Here is a 21,482-nt window from a genome sequence, read left to right on the forward strand (position 1 = left end):
GCAAGTATTTTTTTTGGCTAATTATCTAAGAATATTTGTATGCAATATTTTATGAAAAATATTGCTTGTATTCAAAAAATAGTAAAAAATTTGGTCGCACGCGCTTCTCGGTGATCTCCAGCAGGTTTGGGCGACCAGCGTGGGCAGCGAGGAGACATCTGATGGACCGAATTTCTGCCATGCGGGTTTTTGGCGAAGTGGTGGCGGCCGGTAGTTTTACCGCGGCTGCCGGCACATTGGGCATGTCCCGGGCCATGGTGACGCGCCATATTGCCGAGCTGGAGCACTGGCTGGGCGAGCCCTTGCTGCAGCGCACTACCCGCCGTTTGTCGCTGACCGAAGCCGGCGAGGCCTGCGTGGCGCGCAGCCATCTGCTGCTGGAGCTGGTGCACGATGTAGAGCAGGTGGTGGGCCAGCGCGACACCGAACCTTATGGACAGATCCGTGTGGCCTGCTGCTGTGCGTTCGGGCAGTCGCATCTGGCGGCGGCCCTGGCCGATTACCTGGCCCGTCATCCGCGGGCCCGGGTCGATCTGTGGTTGGAAGATGGCCCGGTGCATCTGGTCGAAGACCGGGTCGACGTGGCCGTGCGCATAACCAACGCGCTCGACGCCAGCCTGCAGACCCGCAAGCTGTCGGTATGCCGCTCGGTGCTGTGCGCGGCACCGGTCTATTTGCGGCGCAAAGGGGTGCCACAGGTGCTGGAAGACCTGGCGCAGCACAACTGCCTGACGGCATCACGGCTGGACACCAGCCAATGGACGTTCTACCGCAATGGTGTAGAGGCTTCGGTGCAGGTCGGCGGCAACCTTAGCGCCAACGACACCACGGCCCTGGTACAGGCGGTGCGCGCCGGCGCCGGCCTGTCGCTGCAGCCCACCTATGCGGTGGCGCCGTTGCTGCAGTCCGGCGAACTGGAGATTGTGCTGCCCGAATGGCAGCCTGCGCGCCTGGGCATTTACGCCGTCTATCTGCCGCGCCGCCACCAGCCGGCCAGCATCCGCAGCTTGCTGGACTTTCTGGCCGAACGCTTTGGGGACGAACCGGTGTGGGATAGACTGCGTGCTATTGAAAAGATAGCTTCCAGCGCAAATGGAATATACGTCGGAGCCTGATTTTTATAAATTTACAGCGCTGCCCGGGCGAAAGAAGCCATCCATCAGCGGCATCAGCGCCGGGAATTCTTGGGCAAAGCGGGCGCGCTGCACCCAGTAGGCCTCGCAGGCCACGGCAAAGAATTCGTCCATAGCCTCCGCCGCATACGGGTCCAGCCAGGTTGGCGCGCCGCTGAAGCGCTCTGCGATGATGACCTGCTCGCGAAAGCCTTCGTACGCGGGCTGCAGCAGCGCATACCAGGCCGCCACCGCGGCGCGCGCCGATCGGCTGCCCAGAAAGCCCGGTGGCAGGGGCGGGCAGTAGCCCAGCTCTGCATCGTCCGCCAGGCCGCCCTGCATGGCGATCTTGTGGGCGAACTCGTGGATCACCAGGTTGGTGCCCTGCGCGGCGCTGGCGTCGGCGTGGGCCACATCGACCCAGCTCAGCACCACTGGCCCGCCCTCCATGGCTTCGCCCAGCAGGGCTTCGCGGTAGCGATGCACCACGCCGGCATCGTCCACGCTTTCGCGCCCGGCCAGCACCTCGCCAGGGTAGACGTTGATGCCGACAAAGTCACCATACCAGCCGAGTCCGCCCGGCTGCCAGCGCGTCGCCTTGCGCGGCAGGTAGAGCAGCGGCAGGCAGGCCTGGGCGGCAATCGCCAGCGCCATGCTGTCGCTGATCTGCAGGCCGTGCGCACCGTGGAATTCTTTTTGCGCCAGGAACTGGCGGCTGAGTTCGCGCAGGTACAGCTGGTCGGGTGCTGGTAGTTCGGCCAGGAAACGGTGCCGGGCCAGCAGCGGCAGCCACAGCGCATCGGGAATCGGCGTCTGCCGTTTCGCCCGCAGCCAATCCCACATGCGGTTCAGGCCAGCGGTAGGCGCTGCACACCGGCCGCCGACAGGCGCAAGGCCTCGCCGCGCGGCGGCATGGCAGCCAGGTCCCAGTCGCTGAGCACCCAGCGTTGCAGGCCATCGCCCAGATCGTGCCGGGCCGGGCGGTGGGTGTGGCCGTGGATGAGCACCGGGGCTTGCGCGGCCTGCAGCCAGTCGCGGGCGGCAGCGGTGTCCACGTCGGCATAGATGGCGCCGCTGCGCTTGCGCTGTTCGCTCTGGCTGCGGATACCGCGCGCGATCTGCTGGCGCTCGGCCAGCGGCTTGGCCAGAAATTCGGCCTGCCACTGCGGGCTGCGCACCAGGGCGCGGAACTGCAGGTAATCGGTATCGTCCAGGCACAGCGCGTCGCCATGGCTGAGCAGCCAGCGCTGGTCGGCGAACTGCAATACCGTGGGGTCGTCCAGCAGCGCCACGCCGCAGGCCGCCAGGCCGGCGCGGCCGACCAGGAAGTCGCGGTTGCCGTGCATGAAGAACACCGGGCGCTGGCCGGCGGCGGCGCGCAGCACCTCCATGCAGGCGGCGTCGAAGCCGCCGGGGTCGGCCGCCACTGCGTCGTCGCCCACCCAGACTTCAAACAGGTCGCCGAGGATGCAGACCGCGTCGGCTGGGGTATCGGCCATGTAGCGCTGCCAGGCCGCAAAGGTGGCGGGCTCGCTGGCGACCAAGTGCAGGTCTGAAATGCAATCGACCGTGCGCCAGTGGCTGGGAGCGATCAGCTCCGCCACCGGGGGCACGGTCGAAGTCACGAAAAAAACCGGCTTAGATGGCGACGGCTTTTTCGATGATCACGTCTTCAACAGGCACGTCGCCGTGGCCGCCCTTGTTGCCGGTCTTCACGGCCTTGATGGCGTCGACCACTTCAGCGCCAGAGACGACTTTGCCGAACACGGCATAGCCCCAGCCCGAAGCCGAGATGGCGGTGTGGTTCAGGAAGCCGTTGTTGGCCACGTTGATGAAGAACTGGGCGGTGGCCGAGTGCGGGTCGTTGGTACGCGCCATGGCTACCGTGTAGTTGTCGTTCTTCAGACCGTTGTTGGCTTCGTTGTCGATAGGCTTGTCCGTGCCTTTTTGCTTCATGCCGGGTTCGAAACCGCCGCCTTGCACCATGAAGCCGGGGATTACGCGGTGGAAGATGGTGTTGTCGTAGTGGCCCTTGGCCACGTAGGCCAGGAAGTTGGCGACCGACTTGGGGGCTTTTTCAGCGTCGAGTTCGAGGGTGATGACGCCACGGTTGGCGATATGGAGTTCGACTTTAGGGTTGCTCATGGCAAGGTTTCCTTAGTTAACAGAGGTAGCAGATTGGATGCTGATGGTGGTCAGCGGGACGTTTTGGAACGGGCCTTTGTTGCCGGTAGGGGCGACACGGATCTTGTCGATCACCTCCATGCCCGACACCACTTTGCCGAACACGGTGTAGCCATAGCCGTCGGGCGAGGGCGCATTCAGGCTGGCGTTGTTCTGCACGTTGATGAAGAACTGGGCGGTGGCCGAATTCGGGTTGCCGGTGCGCGCCATGGCAATGGTGCCGCGGTCGTTCTTCAGGCCGTTGCTGGCTTCCAGCGGCACGGGTGGGCGGGTCGGCTTTTGCTGCATGTCGGCGGTGAAGCCGCCGCCTTGCACCATGAAGCCGTCCATCACGCGGTGGAAGATGGTGCCGTCATAGAACTTGTCTTTGGCGTACTGCAGGAAGTTCTCCACCGTTTTGGGTGCTTTGTCGGGGTAGACCTCGACTACAAATTCACCCATCGAGGTGCTGAACTTGACGCGGGGTGCATCGGCGGCAAAGGCGCTGCCCGCCGCCCACAGGGCGCAGCCCAGCAGCAAGGCGCGCTTGGAAATGGAGGTGATATTCATGGATGCTAGATAGATAAAAAGGACGGAAAGGCTGCCGCCAGCAGCGGCCCTAGTAATCCCGGATAGCCGGTTTACTTGGTTTTAGCTGGAGCCAAAACGCTTTTCAACAAGGTCACTTTTTGCGATGCCTGCGGATTGCTGGCATTCAATTGCAGCGATTTGCTGTACGACTGGCTGGCCAGCTTGGCGTATACGTCGCCCAGGTTCTCGTAGGCGGTGGCGTAGGCGGGGTTGATGCGTACCGCCATTTCCAGTGCGGTGCGGGCTTTGTCCAGGTCGTTCTGGCTGGCGTACAGCACAGCCAGGTTGTTGTACGGCTCGGGCAGCTCTGGGAATTCCTGGGTCAAGGCATTCAGGGTGGCGATGGCCTCGCCCGCCTGGCCATTGGCCGATTGCACGGCCGACTTCAGGAAGCGCATTTGCGGATCGCGGGGTTTGACGGCCAGGTACAGGTCGGCCTTGGCCTGGGCTTCGGCCAGCTTGCCGGTGCGCAGCAGCTGGCTGACATCGGCGTACTCATCGGCGTAGGCGGTAGCCGCGCAGGCAACCAGTGCGGTGGCCGCCAGCACGCGTAAACCTGCGGAAAAACGGGATGTCATGTGCGCCATAAAGCCTCTTAAACAGGATGCAAAGCCATGCCCAAACGAGGGGGCGATATACTGCGAAGGATTGTAGCCCAGGGGTCTGACGCCGCCTTCTCCACCCCTACGGCCTGAGCGGGAGACCCTGTTCGCCAACCCACTGACCACGTCCGCAGTACGCCTGAGCGTCCTGCCCAATTGCTATATTTCATGAGTTTGCGCATTTACAACACGCTGTCGCGTGCTCTGGAAGAGTTTTCTCCGATCGAACCTGGCCATGTGCGCATGTATGTGTGCGGCATGACGATCTACGACCTGTGCCACATCGGCCACGCCCGCATGATGATGGCGTTCGACGTGGTGCAGCGCTGGCTCAAGGTCAGTGGCCTGCGCGTCACCTATGTGCGCAACATCACCGACATCGACGACAAGATCATTGCCCGCGCGGTGCAGCGCGGCATCAGCATCCGCGCGCTGACCGACGAAATGACCCTGGCCATGCACCAGGACATCGGCGCGCTAAACATCGAATCACCGACCATCGAACCGCGCGCCACCGAATACGTGCCGCAGATGCTGAGCCTGATCAGCACCCTGGAGCACAAAGGCCTGGCCTATCGCACGCCGCAAGGCGATGTGAACTTTGCGGTGCGCAAATTCCCCGGCTACGGCCAGCTATCGGGCAAGTCGCTGGACGAGCTGCATGCCGGCGAGCGCGTGGCGGTGCTGGACGGCAAGGACGACCCGCTGGACTTCGTGCTCTGGAAGGCCGCCAAACCCACCGAACCCGCCGATGCCAAATGGGACAGCGCGTTCGGCCCGGGCCGTCCCGGCTGGCACATCGAGTGCTCGGCCATGTCTTGCCAGACCCTGGGCGAGAGCTTTGACATCCACGGCGGCGGCGCCGATCTGCAGTTCCCGCACCACGAGAACGAAATCGCCCAGAGCGAAGGCGCATCCGGCAAGCGGCTGGCAAACTTCTGGGTGCACAACGGCTTTGTGCGGGTAGACAACGAGAAGATGTCCAAAAGCCTGGGCAACTTCTTCACCATCCGCGACGTGCTGCAGAAGTTCGACGCCGAAACCCTGCGTTTCTTCCTGGTGCGCACGCATTACCGCAGCCCGCTGAACTACAGCGACGCGCATCTGGATGACGCCCGCACTGCGCTCAAGCGCCTGTACACCGCGCTGAGCCTGGTGACGCCGGTTGTGCCCGCGAGCATCGGCTGGAGCCAGCCGTTCGCGGCCCGCTTCCAGGCGGCGATGAACGAAGATTTTGGTACGCCCGAGGCGATTGCCGTGCTGTTCGACCTGGCATCGGAAGTCAACCGCAGCCAGTCGGCGGAGTTGGCCGGGCTGTTGCAAGCCCTGGGCGGCACTTTGGGTTTGCTGCAAGGCAGCGCCAAGGCCTTTCTGCAGGCGGGTGCCGCGCTCGACGACGCGGCCATTCTGGCCCTGATCGCCCAGCGTGCCGAGGCCAAGGCCGCGCGCAACTTTGCCGAAGCCGACCGCATCCGCCAACACCTGCTGGCCAATGGCATCGCGCTCAAAGACGCTGCCGGTGGCACGACCTGGGAGGCAGCGTAGTGCCTTGTTGTTTGGGTAATTTATGCCTCCAGCGTAATTGGGGCGTGCGGTGGTAGCTCTTAAAAAGATAGCGATTGAGCCCACGGTGTTCACCCCCGATTACTGGGCCGAAGCGCGCAAGCATCTGGTGAAAAAAGACCGGGTGATGAAGCGGCTGATCCCGCAGTTTGGCGACGTCTGCCTGGAAACCCGTGGCGATGCCTTCACTACGCTGGCGCGCAGCATCGTCGGCCAGCAGATCTCGGTTAAGGCGGCGCAGACGGTGTGGGGCAAGTTCGTGCTGCTGCCCGAGCAGATGGCGCCGATGAATGTGCTCAAGCTCAAGGTCGACGACATGCGCGCCGCTGGTTTGAGTGCCCGCAAGGTCGAATACCTGGTCGACCTGGCCCTGCATTTCGACGCCGGCAAACTGCATGTGCAGGCCTGGGAAGAGATGGACGACGAGGCCATCATAGCCGAGCTGGTGGCGATCCGCGGCATTGGCCGCTGGACGGCCGAGATGTTCCTGATCTTCCATATGATGCGGCCGAATGTGCTGCCGCTGGACGATGTAGGCTTGATCAACGGCATCAGCCAGAACTATTTTTCGGGTGATCCGGTCAGCCGCAGCGACGCACGTGAAGTCGCTGCCGCCTGGGCACCCTATTGCAGCGTGGCAACTTGGTATATTTGGCGCTCTTTGGCCGCCGTACCCGCGGTCAATCCGCCGAAATAAGCCCCAATAAACCTATCCCATAGGAGAACGACTTTGGCGAAAAAAACCTTTCTTGACTTCGAACAGCCGATTTCGGACCTGGAAACCAAAATTGAAGAGCTGCGCTATGTGCAGACCGAGTCGGCTGTCGACATTTCCGAAGAAATCGACCAGCTGAGCAAAAAGAGCCTGCAGCTCACCAAGGACATCTACAGCGTGCTCACGCCCTGGCAGATCACCAAGATCGCCCGCCATGCCGAGCGTCCGTACACCTTGGACTATGTGAACGAAATCTTCACCGATTTTGTCGAACTGCACGGCGACCGCCACTTTGCCGATGACCTGAGCATCGTCGGCGGCCTGGCCCGCTTCAACGGCACGGCGTGCATGGTGCTGGGCCACCAAAAAGGCCGTGACACCAAGGAACGCGGCCTGCGCAACTTCGGCATGACCAAGCCCGAGGGTTACCGCAAGGCCTTGCGCCTGATGAAAACGGCCGAGAAGTTCAAGCTGCCGGTATTCACCTTTGTCGACACCCCTGGTGCCTACCCCGGTATCGACGCCGAAGAGCGCGGCCAGTCGGAAGCCATTGGCCGCAACATCTACGAAATGGCGCAGCTGGAAGTGCCCATCATCACCACCATCATCGGCGAAGGCGGCTCCGGCGGCGCGCTGGCGATCTCGGTGGCCGACCAGCTGGTGATGCTGCAGTACGCGATCTACTCGGTCATCAGCCCCGAAGGCTGCGCCTCGATTCTGTGGAAGACGTCCGAGAAGGCGCCCGACGCGGCCGAAGCCCTGGGTATCACCGCGCACCGCCTGAAGGCGCTGGGCCTGATCGACAAGATCGTCAACGAACCCGTGGGCGGTGCGCACCGCGACCACAAGCAGATGGCAGCCTTCCTGAAGCGCGCGTTGAACGACGCCTACCGCCAGATCAGCGATCTGAAGACCAAGGAGCTGCTGGACCGCCGCTACGAGCGCCTGCAGAGCTACGGTCGTTTTACCGACACCAAGGCCGAGAGCAAATAGGCCTTCGGTCGCACCGATGCCAAACCCCGGCAAGCCTCGCGGCTGCCGGGGTTTTGTCATTTAGAGCTGGAACGCCACCCAACGCACCAGGCCCTCGACCAGCTCGCGTAACAGTCCGGGCGGGCGCGGCTGGTAGGGCGTGGCCTGGGCTTGGTGGCCGCTGATCCAGTCGGCATAGCGCTGCACTACCGGCGGGTCATAAAAGGCCACCATCAGCTCGTAGTTGAGGAACAGGCTGCGTTCGTCCAGGTTGGCCGAGCCGACCAGGGCCAGGTCCTGGTCGATCAGCACGGCTTTGGCGTGCACCATCTGCGGCAGCAGCCAGACGCGGGCGCCGGCGCTCACCAGTTCGCGCAGGGCCGCATGCCGGGCGATGTCGGCCAGCCGGTGGTTGGAGCGGGCCGGCAGCAGCAGGTCCACCGCCACGCCGCGGCGCGCGGCCAGCGCCAGCGCCATCAACAGGGTCTGGTCGGGTACGAAGTAGGGCGTGACGGCCAGGATGCGCGTCTGCGCGGTGAAGCAGCCCGAGACCAGCAGGGTGTAGACCGTGTCCTCGGCCTGGTCGGGGCCGCTGGGCACCAGGCGGGCTTGCGGGCCGGCGCTGGCGGGCACGGTGGGAAGGTGGGCCAGCAGTGGCGTGCGCACCGTCTTGCCGGTGTTGGCGAAGCTCCAGTCGTTGTCAAAGCGCTGCTGGGCTTGCTGGGCCAGGGCGCCGTGCAGGTCAAAGCTCAGGTCGAACCAGACCGGCTTCTTCCGCACCGACAAGGTGTCGCCTTCAAAGTATTCGGCGGCCAGATTGCGTCCGCCGCACCACAGCCAGTGGCCGTCGACCAGCACCATCTTGCGGTGGTTGCGCAGGTTGGTGCGCCCCCGCAAGGGCGAATGCAGCGGCGGCACAAATAGCAGCACCTGCACCCCGGCGGCCCGCAGCTGGCGCAGGTTGGCGTGGCCGCCCAGGTAGATGCCTATGCCGTCCAGTAACAGGCGCACCTGCAGGCCGTCGCGGGCCCGGCGCATCAGCAGCGCGGTGATCTCGTCGCCCAGCACATCGTGGCCCAGGATGAAGGTGCAGACGTCGATAGCCTGGCGGGCGCTGCCCAGCATGTCGCGCAAGGCGTGCAGTGCGTGGCTACCGTCCCGGTGCAGCTGCAGCTGCTCAAAGCTGGCCGGCGGACCGAGTCCGACGGCGACTGCCAGCTGCTCATGGGCGCTGGCGTTCGCATGTATGGCTGGCCCGGGCTTCAGCGCCCGGCGGACCACCTTGCGCCGGCCGAACACCAGGTACAGCGGCAGCGCAAAGTAGGGCAGCAAGACCAGTGAAATGATCCAGGCGATGGCGGCCGAAGGGTGGCGGCGTTGCCGCAAGGTGTGCGAGGCGGTGGTGTAAATGACCAGGCCCAGCACCACCAGCGCGCTGTGCAGGGTGATGGAGTTGCGGGTGAAGAGTTCGTGCAGCACGCAGTGGGGGACCCAGGTAAAGATGCCGAGTTGGTGTGAGGGCCTAGTGTGTACCCGGTTGCCATGTCGAACAAATGGGCGTGCAATGTCCGTACGTACTTTGCCCTTTGAAAGGACTTGCTATGAAAACCGAACTCATAGAACCCACTGCCTTGATTGTGGCGGCATTGGTGGCCAAGGATGTGGACCGGCTGTCCAGCGGGCACCGGATTGCCTGCCAGGAGCTGTTTGTGGCCACCTACCGCAAGCTGGAAGCAGCGGTGCTGCAGATCGAGGAAGAAGACGCAGCACAGCGCGCACAGCCCGAGCTGCGGCGCGCTTGAAATTGAAATAAAAAAAGCTGCTGGCGCTTATTTAATATGCGCCAGCAGCTATTGAATCAATAGCACCTGGCTAGTCGTGCAGCGACGACAGGAACTGCTTGAGCTCGGGCGTTTGCGGGTTGCCGAACAACTGGTCGGGCGGCCCCATTTCATGCACCCGGCCCTGGTGCATGAAGATCACGCGGTTGCTGACCTTGCGCGCAAAACTCATCTCGTGCGTGACCATCAGCAGGGTCATGCCCTCGTCGGCCAGGCCTTCCACCACACGCAGCACTTCGCCGACCAGCTCTGGGTCGAGCGCCGAGGTAATTTCATCGCACAACAGTACCGCCGGCTCCATCGCCAGGGCCCGGGCAATCGCCACGCGCTGCTGTTGGCCCCCCGACAGCTGGTCGGGCCAGGCATCGAACTTCTCCGCCAGACCGACGCGGGCCAGCAGCTTTTTGGCTTGGGCGGTGCCGGGTTCTTCGGCCTGCTGTTTGACCAGGCGCGGCGCCAGCATCACGTTCTTGCCCACCGTCAGGTGCGGGAACAGGTTGAAGCTCTGGAAGATCATGCCGACACGCTGGCGCAGCGCACGCATCGCCAGGGCGTTGTCGTGCAGCAGGGGCTTGTTGTCCACCGTCAGCGTGCCGCTCTGGAACACTTCCAGGCCGTTGATGCAGCGCAGCAAGGTGCTCTTGCCCGAGCCGCTTTTGCCGATGATGGCGATCACCTCGCCGGCCTGGACTTCCAGGTCGATGCCTTTGAGCACCTCGTTCGTACCAAAGGACTTGCGCAAGCCCTTGATTTCGACGATGGCGGATGAACTGGTTTTAGCGGCGGGCTGCATGTATCTTCCTCTCTAACAATTTGGCGTAGAAACTGACCGGGAAACACAGGGCGAAATACATCAAGGCCACGCAGCTGTAGACCACGAAGGGCTTGAAAGTGGCGTTGGCGATCATGGTGCCGGCCTTGGTCAGCTCGATGAAGCCGATCACCGAGGCCAGGGCCGTGCCCTTGATCACCTGGACCAGAAAGCCCACGGTGGGCGCAATCGCGATCTTGATGGCCTGGGGCAGCACCACATAGCGCAGCCGTTCGCCAAAGCTCAGTGCCAGGCTCTCCGAGGCCTCCCACTGGCCTTTGGGAATCGAGGCCACGCAGCCGCGCCAGATTTCGGTCAGGAAGGCGCTGGTGTACAGCGTCAAGGCTACCGCTGCAGCCACCCAGGCGCTGGTGTTGACGCCGAACAGCGCAATGCCGAAGTAGGCCAGGAACAGCTGCATCAGCAGCGGTGTGCCCTGGAACACCTGCACATAGGCACCGACGAAGCTATCAGCACCGCGCACCTGGCTGAGCCGTGCCACCAGCAGCAGCACGCCGACCAGGCCGCCGCCGATGAAGGCGATCAGCGACAGGCTGATGGTCCAGCGCGCGGCCAGCAGCAGGTTGCGGAAAATATCCCAAAGGGCAAAGTCAACCATGGTGTGTGTCCTTATCTGCCGTAGACGAAGCGGGGACCGAGCCAGTTCAGCAGCTTGCGCACCGAGATGGACAGCGCCAGGTAGATGCCGGTACCGATGATGAAGGCCTCGAACGCCCGGAAGTTACGGCTCTGGATCAGGTTCGAGGCATAGCTGAGTTCCTGGGTCGAAATCTGGCCGCAGACCGCCGAGCCCAGCATCACGATGATGATCTGGCTGACCAGCGCCGGCCAGACCTTCTTCAAGGCCGGCGGCAGCACCACCCGGGTGAAGATCTGCAGCTGCGACAGCGCCAGGCTGGACGCGGCCTCGATCTGGCCGCGCGGCGTGGCGTCGATGCCGGCGCGGATGATCTCGGTGGCGTAGGCGCCGAGGTTGATCACCATCGCCAGGATGGATGCGACCTCGGGCGACAGCTTGAAGCCCAGGGCCGGCAGCCCGAAGAAGATGAAGAACAATTGGACGATGAACGGCGTGTTGCGGATCAGCTCCACATACGCGCCCACCACCCATTTCAGCGCCAGCGGCGCACGCGAATTCTGGCTGCGCACCCAGGCGCAGCAGATGCCCAGCGCCGCGCCGATCAGGGTGGCGATCAGCGTCAGCGCCAGGGTCCAGACCACGCCCTTGACCAACAGCGGCCATTGGGCCAGCACGGCCAGAAAATCAAATTCAATGCGCATGGAAGGGCTCCAAGGGGAGTGGTCGGACGGAGGTGGCGAGGTTTATTCCGGGAGGGTGCCGGCAGGGCGGCCCAGCCAGCGCACGGCCATCTTGTCGATATCGCCGTTCTTCTTGGCTTCGGTGATGATTTCGTTGACCTTGGTGCGCAGCTTGTCCTCGCCCTTGGCCACACCGATGAAGTTGGGCGAATCTTTCAGCAGCAGCTTGTATTCGGCGCCCAGCTGCGGGTTCTTGGCCATCAGGTTGCCGGCCACCGACGCGCCGGTGGCAATCACCTGCACCTGGCCGGAAACGAAGGACGAGACGGTGACGTTGTTGTCTTCAAAACGCTTGATGTCGGCGCCGGCCGGTGCCAGTTTTGTCAGCTCCTGGTCTTCGATGGCGCCGCGGGTGACACCCACCGACTTGCCGGCCAGATCGGCAAAGCTCTTGATGCTCAGGCTCTTGGGCGCGAACACCGCCTGGAAGAAGGGCGAGTAGGCGAAAGTGAAGTCGATGACCTTCTCGCGCTCGGCGTTCTTGCCCAGCGACGAGATCACCAGGTCGGCCTTCTTGGACTGCAGATAGGCGACGCGGTTGGCGCTGGTCACTGGGGCCAGTTCCACCGCAACGCCGAGCTTGGCGCCAATGTAGTTGGCCATGTCGATGTCCAGACCCTGGGGCTTGAGGTCGGTGCCGACGAAGCCGTAGGGCGGGAAGTCGGTGGGGATGGCGATGGTGATCTTCTTGGCCTTCAGCACGTCGTCGAGGGCGGTCTGGGCATGCACGCCCAGGCTGGCGAGCAGGGCGATGGCGGCGAAGCCGGATTGAAACTGGCGGCGGGTGGATGTCATAGCAAAGCTCCTAGGTAAGTAGAGGGTTCGTCGGGTGGTGTTGAGGCAAGGGGTTTTGTTTTGCGTGATCTTGTATGCAAGACTTGTGCCGCAGTCTGCGGTGCAGCCTTGCCCACCGGCGCCAGCGCATCGCGCAGCTGGGCCAGCGGATCGACGCTGACCGGCAGGCGCAGCGCATGCTGTACCGTGCCGATATGGGCGGCCATCAGCGCTTCGGCCAGCGGCAGATCGCCTTGTTCCAGCGCGTTGACGATCTGTACATGGTCTTCACAGGACTGGGCGGCGTTGTGCGACGACTGGTACAGCATGGCGATCAAGGTGGTGCGGGCGGTGAAGTCGCGCAGGGTATCGGCCAGCAGGCTATTGCCCAGGCACTCGGCCAGGCAGACGTGGAAGTCGCCCAGCAGAAAGCTGCGCGCGCCCACGTCGCTGCCGTTGACTGCCGCCTGTTCCTCCTTCAGATGCTGTCTCAGCCGCTTCAATGCAGGTTTGCCTACGCTTTGCAGGCTGCGGATCAGGCCGGTTTCGATGACCCGGCGGGCTTCGAACGCCTCGCGGGCTTCGTCTTGCGAGGGCTCGATCACATACCAGCCACGGCGCGCGCTGACGGTAACGATGCCGCGTGCGGCCAGCCGGGTCAGGGCCTCGCGCACGATGGTGCGACTGCAGTCGAACAGCATGGCCAGCGGCTGCTCGCCCAGGCGGGCGCCGGGCGCGAGTTTTTGCGCCATCACGGCTTCCATGATGCGGGTACTGATCTCGGCGGCGGTTGTCATACAGCGTCAGCATGCAGAATGCGTGCCAACTGGTATGCAAGATACGTGCACCGAAACTGGGCTTTCAACCGCCCCTGCGGGGCCGGCCAGGAACTATCTTGGTGCCTGCGCGCGCACTAATTCGACACCAATGCCTTGAATTCGCGCTCCAGCAGCGTCGGGTCGTTCAGCTGCAGCTCGATCAGGCGGCGCAGGTGGGTCATGCTGTCCAGGTCGATGCTGCGGCACAGCAGGCCGACCTGGTTGCCGTCGATGTGGGCGACTTCGGTGGTCATGATGATGCCGACCTCCATCACCGCCAGGGTGATGCTCAGCTGGGTGTGCATGCCCACGCGCAGCGCGCTGGGCGAGGCAATGCGTACCAGCGCGCCTTTGAAGGACAGGTCGACCACCTCGACCTCGATCAGGGCCGAGGGTGTGGCCAGGAATGCCGGTGCATCAAAGGCAACCCGCACAAAGTGGCGGCGTTCAGTCGGCATGGGAGGCTCCTTGTTGGGTAGCAGAATTCTGCACCCGTTTTGCCGATATTGCGCGGGCAACTTGTCCGGGCATTGCCGGGGATGTGGGTACGACGCCGCTGGCATGCCGTTGGTTGTTGCAGACATCGTGGCTGATGGCCAGGTTTTCCTGGTGGCTGTTGCCGCCTTCGCTCAGGGGCTGGATGTGCTCCAGCGTGGCGGCTTCGGGTAGCACGTGTTCGCCGCAGATCCAGCAGGGCACTTTGCCGTGCAGCTGGCGGGCCACGGTTTTGTAGATCTTGTCGCGGGTGTGGCCAAGGCGGCTCATGGCAGGTCTCGGGAATGGATTTGCTATGCATTGTATAGCTGCTGGCGCTGGTGGAATATGCGCCAGAGGCCTGAAAAGCTTGTGGAGCCAGCGCATGGGCTCCGGCCCCATCAACAGACCTGCCGTTTTTTGCTACCAGCGGTAGGTCAGCGTCCCCATGGCTTTGCGCGGCTCGCCATAGAAGCAGCGGTAAGGGCAGGACGCAACATAGGTCTTGTCACCCAGGTTGCTGATGTTCAAGGCGAACTTCCAGGGGCCGGTGGCGTAGCCGACCATGGCATCGAACACGCTGTAGGCGGGCGCTCGGACGTCGTGCCACTGGCTGGTGGTGGCATCCACATAGCGCATGCCCGCGCCCAGCCGCAGCTCTGGCAGGCCGAACGCGCCCAGGTTGTAGTCGCCCCACAGCGAGAGCTGGTTGTACGGCACGCCGCTGCTGCGCTTGCCGGCCGCCTCGGGGTAGAGCGGGCTGGCCTGGGTGGTGCGCGCATCGGTGTAGGTGTAGGCGGCGATCAGCTGGAGATTGCGGGTTGCGCGGCCCTTGGCTTCGAGTTCCAGGCCCCGCGAGCGCGCCTCTCCTTGCTGCATCTGGAAGCCGCTGTGCACCGGGTCGTCGACCAGCACATTTTTTTGGGTGAGCTGGTAGAGCGCTGCCGACAGCATCAGGTCGACGCCTGCGGGCTGGTAGCGCACGCCGACCTCCAGCTGTTCGCCGCGCGTTGGCTTGAAGCGCGCACCGCTGTGGTCCACGCCGGTGGCGGGCTCGAACGACTGGCTGACGCTGGCAAACGGGGCCAAGCCGTTGTCGGCCAGGTAGACCAGGCCGGCGCGGCCGGTGAAGGCGCTGCTTTTCTGCTTGTCGATATAGCAGTTGGACGGGTCAAAGTAGTCGCATTCGTCCTGCCGCACCGCGTCGCGCCGGCCCCCCAGCAGCAGCACCCATTGGTTGGCGATCTTCATCTGGTCCTGCGCGTAGATGCCGAGCCGCTGGGTGTCGGACCGCCAGCCATAACTGGGTACGGCGTCGCCCACGCCGCCACCGTATACCGGTGCATACAGATCCAGCGGGCCGGCGGTCCGGTCGTAGCGGCCACTGGCCACCTTGCTCTGCGAGTAGTCGATGCCGACCAGCGATGTGTGGGCGATGCCGCCCGCCTGCCAGTCGTACTGCAGCGAAGTGTCCGAGCCCCGCACCGAATTTTTCTCCTGGCGGTCTTCCGCCCCCCGGCCCAGCGAGGTTCTCTGGTCGGTATCCAGGTCCAGGGCGATGTACACCGACGACCAGTCCTGGTGCATGCGGTAGTTGCGCAGGCTATGGCGCAGCTTCAGCTTGTCGCTGAATGCATGTTCCAACAGGTAGCCGACCGAATAACGCGCTATGTCGTAACGGTCGTAGCCGGGCTCGCCGACGAAGCGGTTGCGCGGAATCTGCCCGTTCGGGTTGGGCAGCGCGGTGCCAACCGTGGGCAGGCCGTCGCCGCCGTAGGCCGTACGGTCGCGCTGGTATTCGGACAGCAGGGTCAGCGAGGTCGATGCGTTCGGCTGCCACTTGAGCGCGGGCGCCAGGTAGGTCCGGTTGTCCGGCACGTAGTCTATGGAGGTGCCGCTGTCGCGCAACAAGCCGGTGAGGCGGTAGGACCAGGCGCCATCGGCAGACAGGGCGCCGGCGAAGTCGCCCGACACCTGTTTGCGGTTGAACGAGCCGGCCGTGACATTGAGTTCATGCAGCGGGTCGGTGGTGGGCCGCTTGCTGACGGTGTTCAGCACCCCGCCCGGCTCGGCCGCACCATACAGGATGGAGGCCGCGCCCTTCAGCACTTCGATGCGTTCCAGGCCGTAGGGCTCCTGCTGCCCGTCGAAGCGGTTCGCCTGGTAGCGCGTGCCGTCGCGGTAGCTGCTGTTGACCGAGAACCCTCGCAAGACGACCACATCCCCGGTGCGCTCCATGTAGGGCGCCCGTAGCGCGCCTACCGAATAGGCGATGGCATCGGTGATGCTCTGGGCGCCCAGGGTGTCGATCTGGTCCGCACCGACCACGGTGATGGACTGCGGCGTCTCCAGGATGGGCGTGTCGGTCTTGGTGCCGGTCGCGCTGCGCTTGGCCACATAGCCGGTCACCGGGCCGGTGGCCGATTCCTGCTCGCCCTGGGCCGTCACCCGCACCTCGGGCAGGCTGGCGCCGGAGGCCAGCCGTTCGATCACCAGGGTGCCGGCGTCGATACGTCCGCGCAGGCCGGTGCCGCGCAGCAGTTCGGCCAGGGCCTCGGGCAGTTCGTGCGCGCCGCGCAAGGCGGCGGTCTGCCGGACTTGCAGCATGTCGGGGGCCAGCAGCAGCTGCAACCCGGCCTGGCGCGCCAGCTGGGCCAGGGCCCGGTCCAGCGGCTGGGCCGGCAGATCGAGCTGCAGCGGCGCGGCCTGGGCATGCAGGGCCAGGCCCAGCAGGAGGGCGGCGACGGAGGTGGGTTTCAAACGGAAGGCAGAGGTCACGGTCAGCGTCTTTCAGGGTCAGGGTTAAAGGTCTTCCCTGCATAAGACGCACGCCGCGCAAAAATCCCGCAGCTATTTTTCAACGGGCTACCAATTGCACCGTCCCTGGTTCGTGGCGCAGCACCTGTACCGGTAGCACGCGCGGCAGCAGGCGCAGCCATTCGTCGGCCTGGGCGATACGGATTTCGCCGCTGACGGGCAAGGCGGCCACCGCACCATCGACCTGGATGGCCTGGTTGCGGTAGCGGTTCAGGCGCTCGGCCACCTGGCTCAGCGGCGTGCGTTCGAAGCTCAGCCAGCCGTTGCGCCAGGGTGCAACCTGCTTGGCCGTGCCGCGTTGCAGCCCCTGCGGGCCCAGGCTCAGCGATTCGCCGGCCCCCAGCAGGATGGCGGTGGCGCCGGGGTGTGGCTCTACCTGTACCCGGCCGGATTCCACCGCCACCCGGACGGTCGCGCCATCGCGCTCCACGCTGAAGCGTGTGCCCAGTACGGTGACCAGGGTGTCGCCCGCCTGCACGGTAAACGGCCGCTGGGCATCGTGGGCGACGGCAAAAAACACCGCACCGCGCAGCAGCGCGACCTGGCGCCGGGCACCGTAGAAGCGGGCCTGCACGGCGGTGTCGGCGTCCAGCGCCAGCGTGCTGCCGTCGGGCCAGGTCTGCTGTAGCTGCTGGCCGCGCCGGGTGGCCAAGGCCTGCTGCCACTGCAGCACCTGCTGCTGCCAGACGCCCCAGAGCAACGGGCCGGCGCTGGCCAGGCCGAGCACGCCGAGCAGCGCACCCAGGCCGCGGCGGCGCTGGGGCGCATGCGGTGTGCCGTGCCAGCGTTCCATGGCCAGCTGCACCTGGGTGTGGGCGCGCTGCACATCGCGTTCGATGGCGCTGCGCGACACGCCGAACTGGGCGGCCAGCGCATCGTGCCCTGTGCCTTCCAGCCGGTGCGCCAGAAACACGCTGCGGGTGCGCTCGGGCAAGGCCTGCAGCGCGCGCTCCACGGCCTGCAGGGCCTGGCGGTGCGCCAGCTGGTCGGCAATGTCCTGGGTGTGTGTGGGTACCAGCAGGGCGGCGGCATCGACCAGCTCGGCCCGGTGCTGGCCGCGCCGCTGGTGGTCTATGGCCAGGTTCTGGGCAGCGCCAAACACATAGGCCGGCGCATGGCGCACGCCGTCGTCCGGCGCGCGGCCGGTGGCCAGCCGCAGCCAGGTGTCGTGGGCCAGGTCGCGCGCATCTTCAGCGTTGCCGGTACGGCGCGCCAGAAAGCGCACCAGCGCGGGGTAGCTGGCTTCGAATGCGCTGCTGGCGGTAGAGGCGTGGACCGGTGGCATGCCGCTCAGTCCAGGGGCAGGCTGGGCGCCATGTCGGTCAGCGCCAGCTGGGAGCGCAGCACGCGCAGGGCGAACTGCCGGGCGGCATCGCTGCCGGCCAGCCGCTCCAGGTCGGCCATCGGCCAGACCAGGATGTCCAGGCATTGCACCCGCCAATGCCAGGGCAGCACCAGGTCGCGGGCCGTGGCGTGCAGCAGCTTGACGCATTGGCCGTGGCAGTTCCAGGCATCGATCTGGCCGCCTTGCTGGGCCTGCTGGCCGGCGTCCAGGTAATGCCGCAGCAGCCGGGGTTCGTCCGGGTCCAGCGCCCAGCGGACCTTGCAGCCCAGCCAGCGCCAGCGGGCCAGCAGGGCGTGCGGTGGGGGTGGGGTCGGTACGGAGCGGGCCATGCGGTCTGTGTGCAGTAAGGCTCCGCCCAGATCCAGGGGGATCTAGAGGCGGAAACGGTGGCAACAGGCTGGCGGTGGCTGGCGGGTTGGGGCAGCGCGGCCAGGGGCCGTGCTGTAAAGACAGGAATGATAGCGCAAGATGCGAATTACTTGCATTTGAATGGGCGACACGCTGGCGCCGTGCCCACTATATATTTGATAGCTGCTAGCGCAGGTTTTATATGCGCCAGAGGCCTAAAAATCTTGTAAATCTGCGGCTAGCGGTACAGCGCCAGCGCAGCGATGCGCTGCTCAATGTCGTTGGCCATCTTCTTGTAGCCTGCGCCGTCGACACCGCCAAAGCGGCGCTGGAATTCAGCCGCCTGCAGCAGCTCGGGCAGGTCTTGCACCTTGGGCAGCAGGTCGGTGTCGCGCAGGCCGGCGTCCAGGCGTTTTTGCAGCCGCTGCTGGCCGGCGCTGGTCAGCAGTAGGGCGCCGAGACGGGTGCCGGCGCGGTCGGCGGCCAGGTCGTTGAACGAGAAGCCGCTGCCGCCTTCGGCATCGTCCAGTTCTTTGTACAGGCCTACGGCGTCGGCCAGCGGGGTGCCGGCGGCCGCGGCCAGCGCGGCCGAGATGCTGAAGTGCTGGGCCGTGTCGCCGCGGCCGCCCAGGGTGATCTGGCGTGGCGCCGGTACCGGCCAGTGCCGGGCGCTGGGCAGCACCGCGCCCAGGCCTTTGCCATTCACGTAGAAGGCCAGCGCCACCAGGGCTGCGCGGTTTTCATCGGCGCTGTTGCCGGTGCCACTGCGCTCGGCGGCGTAGGCCAGCAGGTCTTGCAGCAGCTTGCTCAGCGGCAGGCTGCGCGGGCCGGGCGCGGCGGCCAGGGTGACCAGCCGGGCCTGGTAGGCCTGGAGGCGGTCTTGCTCGGCGCTGGGCACCAGGGCGGCTTGCAGCTGGGCGGGCAGGGTGTCGTCCCAGGTGAACACCACGCGCAGCACGCCGTTGCGCATGCCCACGTGCTGGATGCTGTCCAGCGCCGCTGCAGCGCCTTCCATGTTCTGGTGTGTCTGCAGCCGGGTCAGGCCCCAGCGCAGCAGCGGGTTGGCCAGGCGTGGCGGCACCACCAGGCGGCCCAGCAGCAGTTGCTCGACTTCGGGCAGGCCCGCGGTTTCGCGCAGCACGGCTTGGACATTCAGGTAGTTGCCGAACGGATTCGGTGGCAGAAAGCTGCTGCTGCGTACCTGCACCGCACCTTCTTGCAGGCTGATCTGGGCGCGGGTGTGCGGGTAGCGGCTGGCCAGGTAGACCAGGGCCAGGTTGAGCTCGTCCTCGCCCAGCTGCACGCTGCGCAGCACGCCGGCCGGCTGCTTGCGCGGGTCGTTGCGGGCGATCAGGCGCTGGGCGCTGGCCACCCGTGCGGGGCTGACGTTGGGGGCCGCGGTCAGCAGGGCTTGGTCGTCAATCGCCTGGTAGGCGGCCCAGGCCAGGGCGAGGGGAATACAGAGCAGACAGAGGGCAAGCAGGCAGAGCAGAAGGTATCGAACACGGCGCCAGAAGGAATGCATTTTTACAAGGGGGTGAAGGAGCTCACATGGTTGCGCCCGCCGCTTTTGGACTGGTACATGGCGTTGTCGGCGTGGGTCAGGAGCTGCTGTAGATCGGTGCCGTCTTGCGGATAGGTGCTGATGCCGATGCTGGCGGTAACGTGTACACGCTGGCCGCAGAGCAGATAAGCGGGTTCCAGTGTATGCAATATTTTACTGCCGATACGGTGCGGCTCGACCACGTCGTGGTGTTCTTCGATGGCGACGATGAATTCATCGCCTCCCAGCCGTGCCACCAGGTCGCCGCTGCGCATGCAAGCTTGGATGCGCTGGGCGACCTGCTGCAGCAAGTGGTCGCCGGCCTCATGGCCCAGGTTGTCGTTGATGTCCTTGAAGTGGTCCAGGTCGATGAACAGGATGGAGAACATCGCACTCTTGCGCTCGCTCTTGGACAGAATGCGGCGCAGCGCGTCCATGCACATGGCGCGGTTGGGCAGGCCGGTCAGCTCGTCGTGGTAGGCGCGGTGGTGCAGCGCATCCTCGGCGCGTTTGCGCAGTTCGATGTCGTTCAGCCCGTTGAGCAGGCAGTCCCGGCCCTGGTAATGGATGCGCTGGCTGGACACCAGCGCCCAGAAGGTGCCGCCCTGCGCGTCCTTCATTTCCACCTCCCAGTCCTGCAGGCTGTCCTGGCCCTTGAAGCGCTGCAGCCATTGCTCGCGCTCCTGGGGCCGCACGTAGAAGTCCTTGGACTTGGCATGCTGCAGATCCTGCATGCTGGTCTTGAACTGCGCCAGCGCCCGCTCGTTGGCGTACAGCACGGTGCCGTTGGCCAGCGTAATCGTCATCGGAAAGGGCGCCGCCTTCAGCAGCTTTTGCACCTGCTCCTCGCCGTCCTGCAGCATGGCTTGCAGGCGCTCGCTGTCGCTGACCAGGCGCCGTGAGAACACCAGGGCCGCAGCGGCCAGCAAGGTGGCAGCGATGAACATTGTCCATAGCAGCACGCTCTTGGCGCGCCGCGAGGCCTCGCCCAGCGAATACGAAAACGCGTCGGCCAGCGGCGCCAGCGTCAGGTTGATCTGGTGCAGCTCTTCCTGGATGTTCTTGGCCGTGGCTTCATCCAGCATATTGTTCTGCACTGCGGTGTGCAGCCTGGTGCCAACCTGGCGCAGGTGGTCGATGTCCATGTCGGCCGTGGCCCAGAGGCTGATGGCTTTGGAGATTTCCGGCACATTGCGGAAGTTGCGGAACAGGCTGACCATGCCGTCCAGATCGTCCGGGTGGTTGCGGCCCTGCAGCAGGCCCTGGCGTGCGACCTCGGTATCGGGCTGGGCTTTGTCCAGCTCCAGGCGGGTCTGGCGGTCGCCCAGGATCACGGCCAGGGCAGTGGTGTAGGCCTCGTAGTCGTGGATGTCGCGGGTGCTGGCATAGCGCGACAGCGCGTAGATGGCCTCCTTCTGTGCCTTGGACCACAGGCCTTCGCCGCCCACAAAGGCCCGCGCCGCCGACAGCACGCCCATGCTGTAGTAGGCAAAGCCCAGGGTACCGCCCACCAGCGCCATGAACAGCCAGGCAATCAGGATCAGGCGCTGGCCGCGTCGCCGGGGTTGCGGCTGCTGCTGTGCGGGATCCTGGGGCTGGGGGGGCGCCATGGTGGGTGAGGTGGATGGCCTAGCTGCGTTGGTCCGTCAGAA

Annotated in this window: 23 protein-coding genes; 5 read left to right on the forward strand and 18 right to left on the reverse strand. The window is 64.9% G+C overall.

Annotation, left to right across the window (positions count from 1 at the left end):
- Positions 1 to 161 precede the first annotated feature (161 nt).
- Positions 162 to 1,115, forward strand: a complete 954-nt coding sequence (locus J2X19_RS14615) for a LysR family transcriptional regulator (protein WP_310374206.1) — start codon at positions 162 to 164, stop codon at positions 1,113 to 1,115.
- A 3-nt stretch (positions 1,116 to 1,118) separates the two neighbouring features.
- Here the strand turns inward: J2X19_RS14615 and J2X19_RS14620 are convergent, their stop codons facing one another.
- The 5 genes from J2X19_RS14620 to J2X19_RS14640 all read right to left on the reverse strand — a co-directional run bounded on the left by J2X19_RS14620 (position 1,119) and on the right by J2X19_RS14640 (position 4,444).
- Positions 1,119 to 1,955 (reverse strand): M90 family metallopeptidase, encoded by an 837-nt coding sequence (locus tag J2X19_RS14620; protein ID WP_310374208.1) that lies wholly within the window; start codon positions 1,953 to 1,955, stop codon positions 1,119 to 1,121.
- 5 nt (positions 1,956 to 1,960) lie between these two features.
- Positions 1,961 to 2,737, reverse strand: a complete 777-nt coding sequence (locus tag J2X19_RS14625; protein WP_310374209.1) for a UDP-2,3-diacylglucosamine diphosphatase — start codon at positions 2,735 to 2,737, stop codon at positions 1,961 to 1,963.
- Between the two features lie 13 nt (positions 2,738 to 2,750).
- Positions 2,751 to 3,257, reverse strand: a complete 507-nt coding sequence (locus J2X19_RS14630) for a peptidylprolyl isomerase (protein ID WP_310374210.1) — start codon at positions 3,255 to 3,257, stop codon at positions 2,751 to 2,753.
- 12 nt (positions 3,258 to 3,269) lie between these two features.
- Positions 3,270 to 3,845 carry a peptidylprolyl isomerase gene (locus J2X19_RS14635; protein ID WP_116606512.1) on the reverse strand — a complete coding sequence of 192 codons (576 nt, stop codon included), beginning with the start codon at positions 3,843 to 3,845 and terminating at the stop codon, positions 3,270 to 3,272.
- A 71-nt stretch (positions 3,846 to 3,916) separates the two neighbouring features.
- Positions 3,917 to 4,444 carry a tetratricopeptide repeat protein gene (locus J2X19_RS14640; protein WP_310374213.1) on the reverse strand — a complete coding sequence of 176 codons (528 nt, stop codon included), beginning with the start codon at positions 4,442 to 4,444 and terminating at the stop codon, positions 3,917 to 3,919.
- A gap of 192 nt (positions 4,445 to 4,636) precedes the next feature.
- Here J2X19_RS14640 and cysS point away from each other — a divergent pair, with 192 nt between their 5' ends.
- The 3 genes from cysS to J2X19_RS14655 all read left to right on the forward strand — a co-directional run bounded on the left by cysS (position 4,637) and on the right by J2X19_RS14655 (position 7,739).
- Positions 4,637 to 6,013, forward strand: coding sequence for a cysteine--tRNA ligase (cysS, locus tag J2X19_RS14645; protein ID WP_310374215.1), 1,377 nt, complete (start codon positions 4,637 to 4,639; stop codon positions 6,011 to 6,013).
- A 145-nt stretch (positions 6,014 to 6,158) separates the two neighbouring features.
- Positions 6,159 to 6,728 carry a DNA-3-methyladenine glycosylase family protein gene (locus J2X19_RS14650; RefSeq protein ID WP_405048670.1) on the forward strand — a complete coding sequence of 190 codons (570 nt, stop codon included), beginning with the start codon at positions 6,159 to 6,161 and terminating at the stop codon, positions 6,726 to 6,728.
- Between the two features lie 33 nt (positions 6,729 to 6,761).
- On the forward strand, positions 6,762 to 7,739 hold the full coding sequence (locus J2X19_RS14655) for an acetyl-CoA carboxylase carboxyltransferase subunit alpha (protein WP_092754833.1): 978 nt from the start codon (positions 6,762 to 6,764) through the stop codon (positions 7,737 to 7,739).
- A gap of 60 nt (positions 7,740 to 7,799) precedes the next feature.
- Here the strand turns inward: J2X19_RS14655 and J2X19_RS14660 are convergent, their stop codons facing one another.
- A complete protein-coding gene (locus J2X19_RS14660; protein WP_310374218.1) occupies positions 7,800 to 9,197 on the reverse strand; it encodes a phospholipase D-like domain-containing protein in 1,398 nt (465 codons plus the stop codon).
- A gap of 122 nt (positions 9,198 to 9,319) precedes the next feature.
- On the opposite strand from J2X19_RS14660, the gene J2X19_RS14665 reads away from it, so the two are divergent.
- On the forward strand, positions 9,320 to 9,520 hold the full coding sequence (locus J2X19_RS14665; RefSeq protein ID WP_116606516.1) for a hypothetical protein: 201 nt from the start codon (positions 9,320 to 9,322) through the stop codon (positions 9,518 to 9,520).
- Between the two features lie 70 nt (positions 9,521 to 9,590).
- On the opposite strand, the gene J2X19_RS14670 is transcribed toward J2X19_RS14665, so the two are convergent.
- The 12 genes from J2X19_RS14670 to J2X19_RS14725 all read right to left on the reverse strand — a co-directional run bounded on the left by J2X19_RS14670 (position 9,591) and on the right by J2X19_RS14725 (position 21,440).
- Positions 9,591 to 10,352, reverse strand: a complete 762-nt coding sequence (locus J2X19_RS14670; protein ID WP_310374221.1) for an amino acid ABC transporter ATP-binding protein — start codon at positions 10,350 to 10,352, stop codon at positions 9,591 to 9,593.
- Positions 10,336 to 10,989 (reverse strand): amino acid ABC transporter permease, encoded by a 654-nt coding sequence (locus tag J2X19_RS14675; protein WP_116606518.1) that lies wholly within the window; start codon positions 10,987 to 10,989, stop codon positions 10,336 to 10,338. The genes J2X19_RS14670 and J2X19_RS14675 overlap by 17 nt, the downstream gene beginning before the upstream one ends.
- An 11-nt stretch (positions 10,990 to 11,000) precedes the next feature.
- Complete coding sequence (locus J2X19_RS14680) at positions 11,001 to 11,672, reverse strand: amino acid ABC transporter permease (RefSeq protein WP_092754821.1); 672 nt, start codon at positions 11,670 to 11,672, stop codon at positions 11,001 to 11,003.
- A gap of 42 nt (positions 11,673 to 11,714) precedes the next feature.
- Positions 11,715 to 12,506: a transporter substrate-binding domain-containing protein gene (locus J2X19_RS14685; protein WP_116606519.1), complete on the reverse strand. Its 792-nt coding sequence runs from the start codon at positions 12,504 to 12,506 to the stop codon at positions 11,715 to 11,717.
- Entirely contained in the window at positions 12,503 to 13,282 is a 780-nt protein-coding gene (locus J2X19_RS14690) for a GntR family transcriptional regulator (RefSeq protein WP_116606520.1), read from the reverse strand. The genes J2X19_RS14685 and J2X19_RS14690 overlap by 4 nt, the downstream gene beginning before the upstream one ends.
- Positions 13,283 to 13,398: 116 nt before the next feature.
- The gene (locus J2X19_RS14695) at positions 13,399 to 13,761 is read right to left on the reverse strand and encodes a PilZ domain-containing protein (RefSeq protein ID WP_116606521.1); all 363 of its coding nucleotides are present in this window, start codon (positions 13,759 to 13,761) and stop codon (positions 13,399 to 13,401) included.
- The gene (locus J2X19_RS14700) at positions 13,751 to 14,068 is read right to left on the reverse strand and encodes an HNH endonuclease (RefSeq protein ID WP_310374228.1); all 318 of its coding nucleotides are present in this window, start codon (positions 14,066 to 14,068) and stop codon (positions 13,751 to 13,753) included. Before J2X19_RS14700 ends, J2X19_RS14695 begins: the two co-directional genes overlap by 11 nt.
- A gap of 132 nt (positions 14,069 to 14,200) precedes the next feature.
- Entirely contained in the window at positions 14,201 to 16,555 is a 2,355-nt protein-coding gene (locus tag J2X19_RS14705; protein WP_310374230.1) for a TonB-dependent siderophore receptor, read from the reverse strand.
- A gap of 79 nt (positions 16,556 to 16,634) precedes the next feature.
- Positions 16,635 to 17,879: a sigma-70 family RNA polymerase sigma factor gene (locus J2X19_RS14710; protein ID WP_310374232.1), complete on the reverse strand. Its 1,245-nt coding sequence runs from the start codon at positions 17,877 to 17,879 to the stop codon at positions 16,635 to 16,637.
- Between the two features lie 5 nt (positions 17,880 to 17,884).
- A complete protein-coding gene (locus tag J2X19_RS14715; RefSeq protein WP_310374235.1) occupies positions 17,885 to 18,268 on the reverse strand; it encodes a hypothetical protein in 384 nt (127 codons plus the stop codon).
- Positions 18,269 to 18,525: 257 nt separating this feature from the next.
- Positions 18,526 to 19,812 carry a hypothetical protein gene (locus J2X19_RS14720; RefSeq protein ID WP_310374236.1) on the reverse strand — a complete coding sequence of 429 codons (1,287 nt, stop codon included), beginning with the start codon at positions 19,810 to 19,812 and terminating at the stop codon, positions 18,526 to 18,528.
- 2 nt (positions 19,813 to 19,814) lie between these two features.
- The gene (locus tag J2X19_RS14725) at positions 19,815 to 21,440 is read right to left on the reverse strand and encodes a sensor domain-containing diguanylate cyclase (protein WP_310374238.1); all 1,626 of its coding nucleotides are present in this window, start codon (positions 21,438 to 21,440) and stop codon (positions 19,815 to 19,817) included.
- Positions 21,441 to 21,482: the final 42 nt, after the last annotated feature.

It is taken from the genome of Rhodoferax ferrireducens (assembly GCF_031458075.1).
GTDB classification, from domain to species: Bacteria; Pseudomonadota; Gammaproteobacteria; order Burkholderiales; family Burkholderiaceae_C; genus Rhodoferax_B; species Rhodoferax_B ferrireducens_A.

Coding starts and splice junctions, on each gene's coding strand:
- J2X19_RS14695 (WP_116606521.1), bottom strand. CDS start 13,761: ATGCCGACTGAACGCCGCCACTTTGTGCGGGTTGCCTTTGATGCACCG.
- J2X19_RS14690 (WP_116606520.1), bottom strand. CDS start 13,282: ATGACAACCGCCGCCGAGATCAGTACCCGCATCATGGAAGCCGTGATG.
- J2X19_RS14615 (WP_310374206.1), top strand. CDS start 162: ATGGACCGAATTTCTGCCATGCGGGTTTTTGGCGAAGTGGTGGCGGCC.
- J2X19_RS14725 (WP_310374238.1), bottom strand. CDS start 21,440: ATGGCGCCCCCCCAGCCCCAGGATCCCGCACAGCAGCAGCCGCAACCC.
- J2X19_RS14720 (WP_310374236.1), bottom strand. CDS start 19,812: ATGCATTCCTTCTGGCGCCGTGTTCGATACCTTCTGCTCTGCCTGCTT.
- cysS (WP_310374215.1), top strand. CDS start 4,637: ATGAGTTTGCGCATTTACAACACGCTGTCGCGTGCTCTGGAAGAGTTT.
- J2X19_RS14665 (WP_116606516.1), top strand. CDS start 9,320: ATGAAAACCGAACTCATAGAACCCACTGCCTTGATTGTGGCGGCATTG.
- J2X19_RS14630 (WP_310374210.1), bottom strand. CDS start 3,257: ATGAGCAACCCTAAAGTCGAACTCCATATCGCCAACCGTGGCGTCATC.
- J2X19_RS14700 (WP_310374228.1), bottom strand. CDS start 14,068: ATGAGCCGCCTTGGCCACACCCGCGACAAGATCTACAAAACCGTGGCC.
- J2X19_RS14670 (WP_310374221.1), bottom strand. CDS start 10,352: ATGCAGCCCGCCGCTAAAACCAGTTCATCCGCCATCGTCGAAATCAAG.
- J2X19_RS14685 (WP_116606519.1), bottom strand. CDS start 12,506: ATGACATCCACCCGCCGCCAGTTTCAATCCGGCTTCGCCGCCATCGCC.
- J2X19_RS14710 (WP_310374232.1), bottom strand. CDS start 17,879: ATGCCACCGGTCCACGCCTCTACCGCCAGCAGCGCATTCGAAGCCAGC.
- J2X19_RS14680 (WP_092754821.1), bottom strand. CDS start 11,672: ATGCGCATTGAATTTGATTTTCTGGCCGTGCTGGCCCAATGGCCGCTG.
- J2X19_RS14675 (WP_116606518.1), bottom strand. CDS start 10,989: ATGGTTGACTTTGCCCTTTGGGATATTTTCCGCAACCTGCTGCTGGCC.
- J2X19_RS14635 (WP_116606512.1), bottom strand. CDS start 3,845: ATGAATATCACCTCCATTTCCAAGCGCGCCTTGCTGCTGGGCTGCGCC.
- J2X19_RS14650 (WP_405048670.1), top strand. CDS start 6,159: ATGAAGCGGCTGATCCCGCAGTTTGGCGACGTCTGCCTGGAAACCCGT.
- J2X19_RS14715 (WP_310374235.1), bottom strand. CDS start 18,268: ATGGCCCGCTCCGTACCGACCCCACCCCCACCGCACGCCCTGCTGGCC.
- J2X19_RS14620 (WP_310374208.1), bottom strand. CDS start 1,955: ATGTGGGATTGGCTGCGGGCGAAACGGCAGACGCCGATTCCCGATGCG.
- J2X19_RS14640 (WP_310374213.1), bottom strand. CDS start 4,444: ATGACATCCCGTTTTTCCGCAGGTTTACGCGTGCTGGCGGCCACCGCA.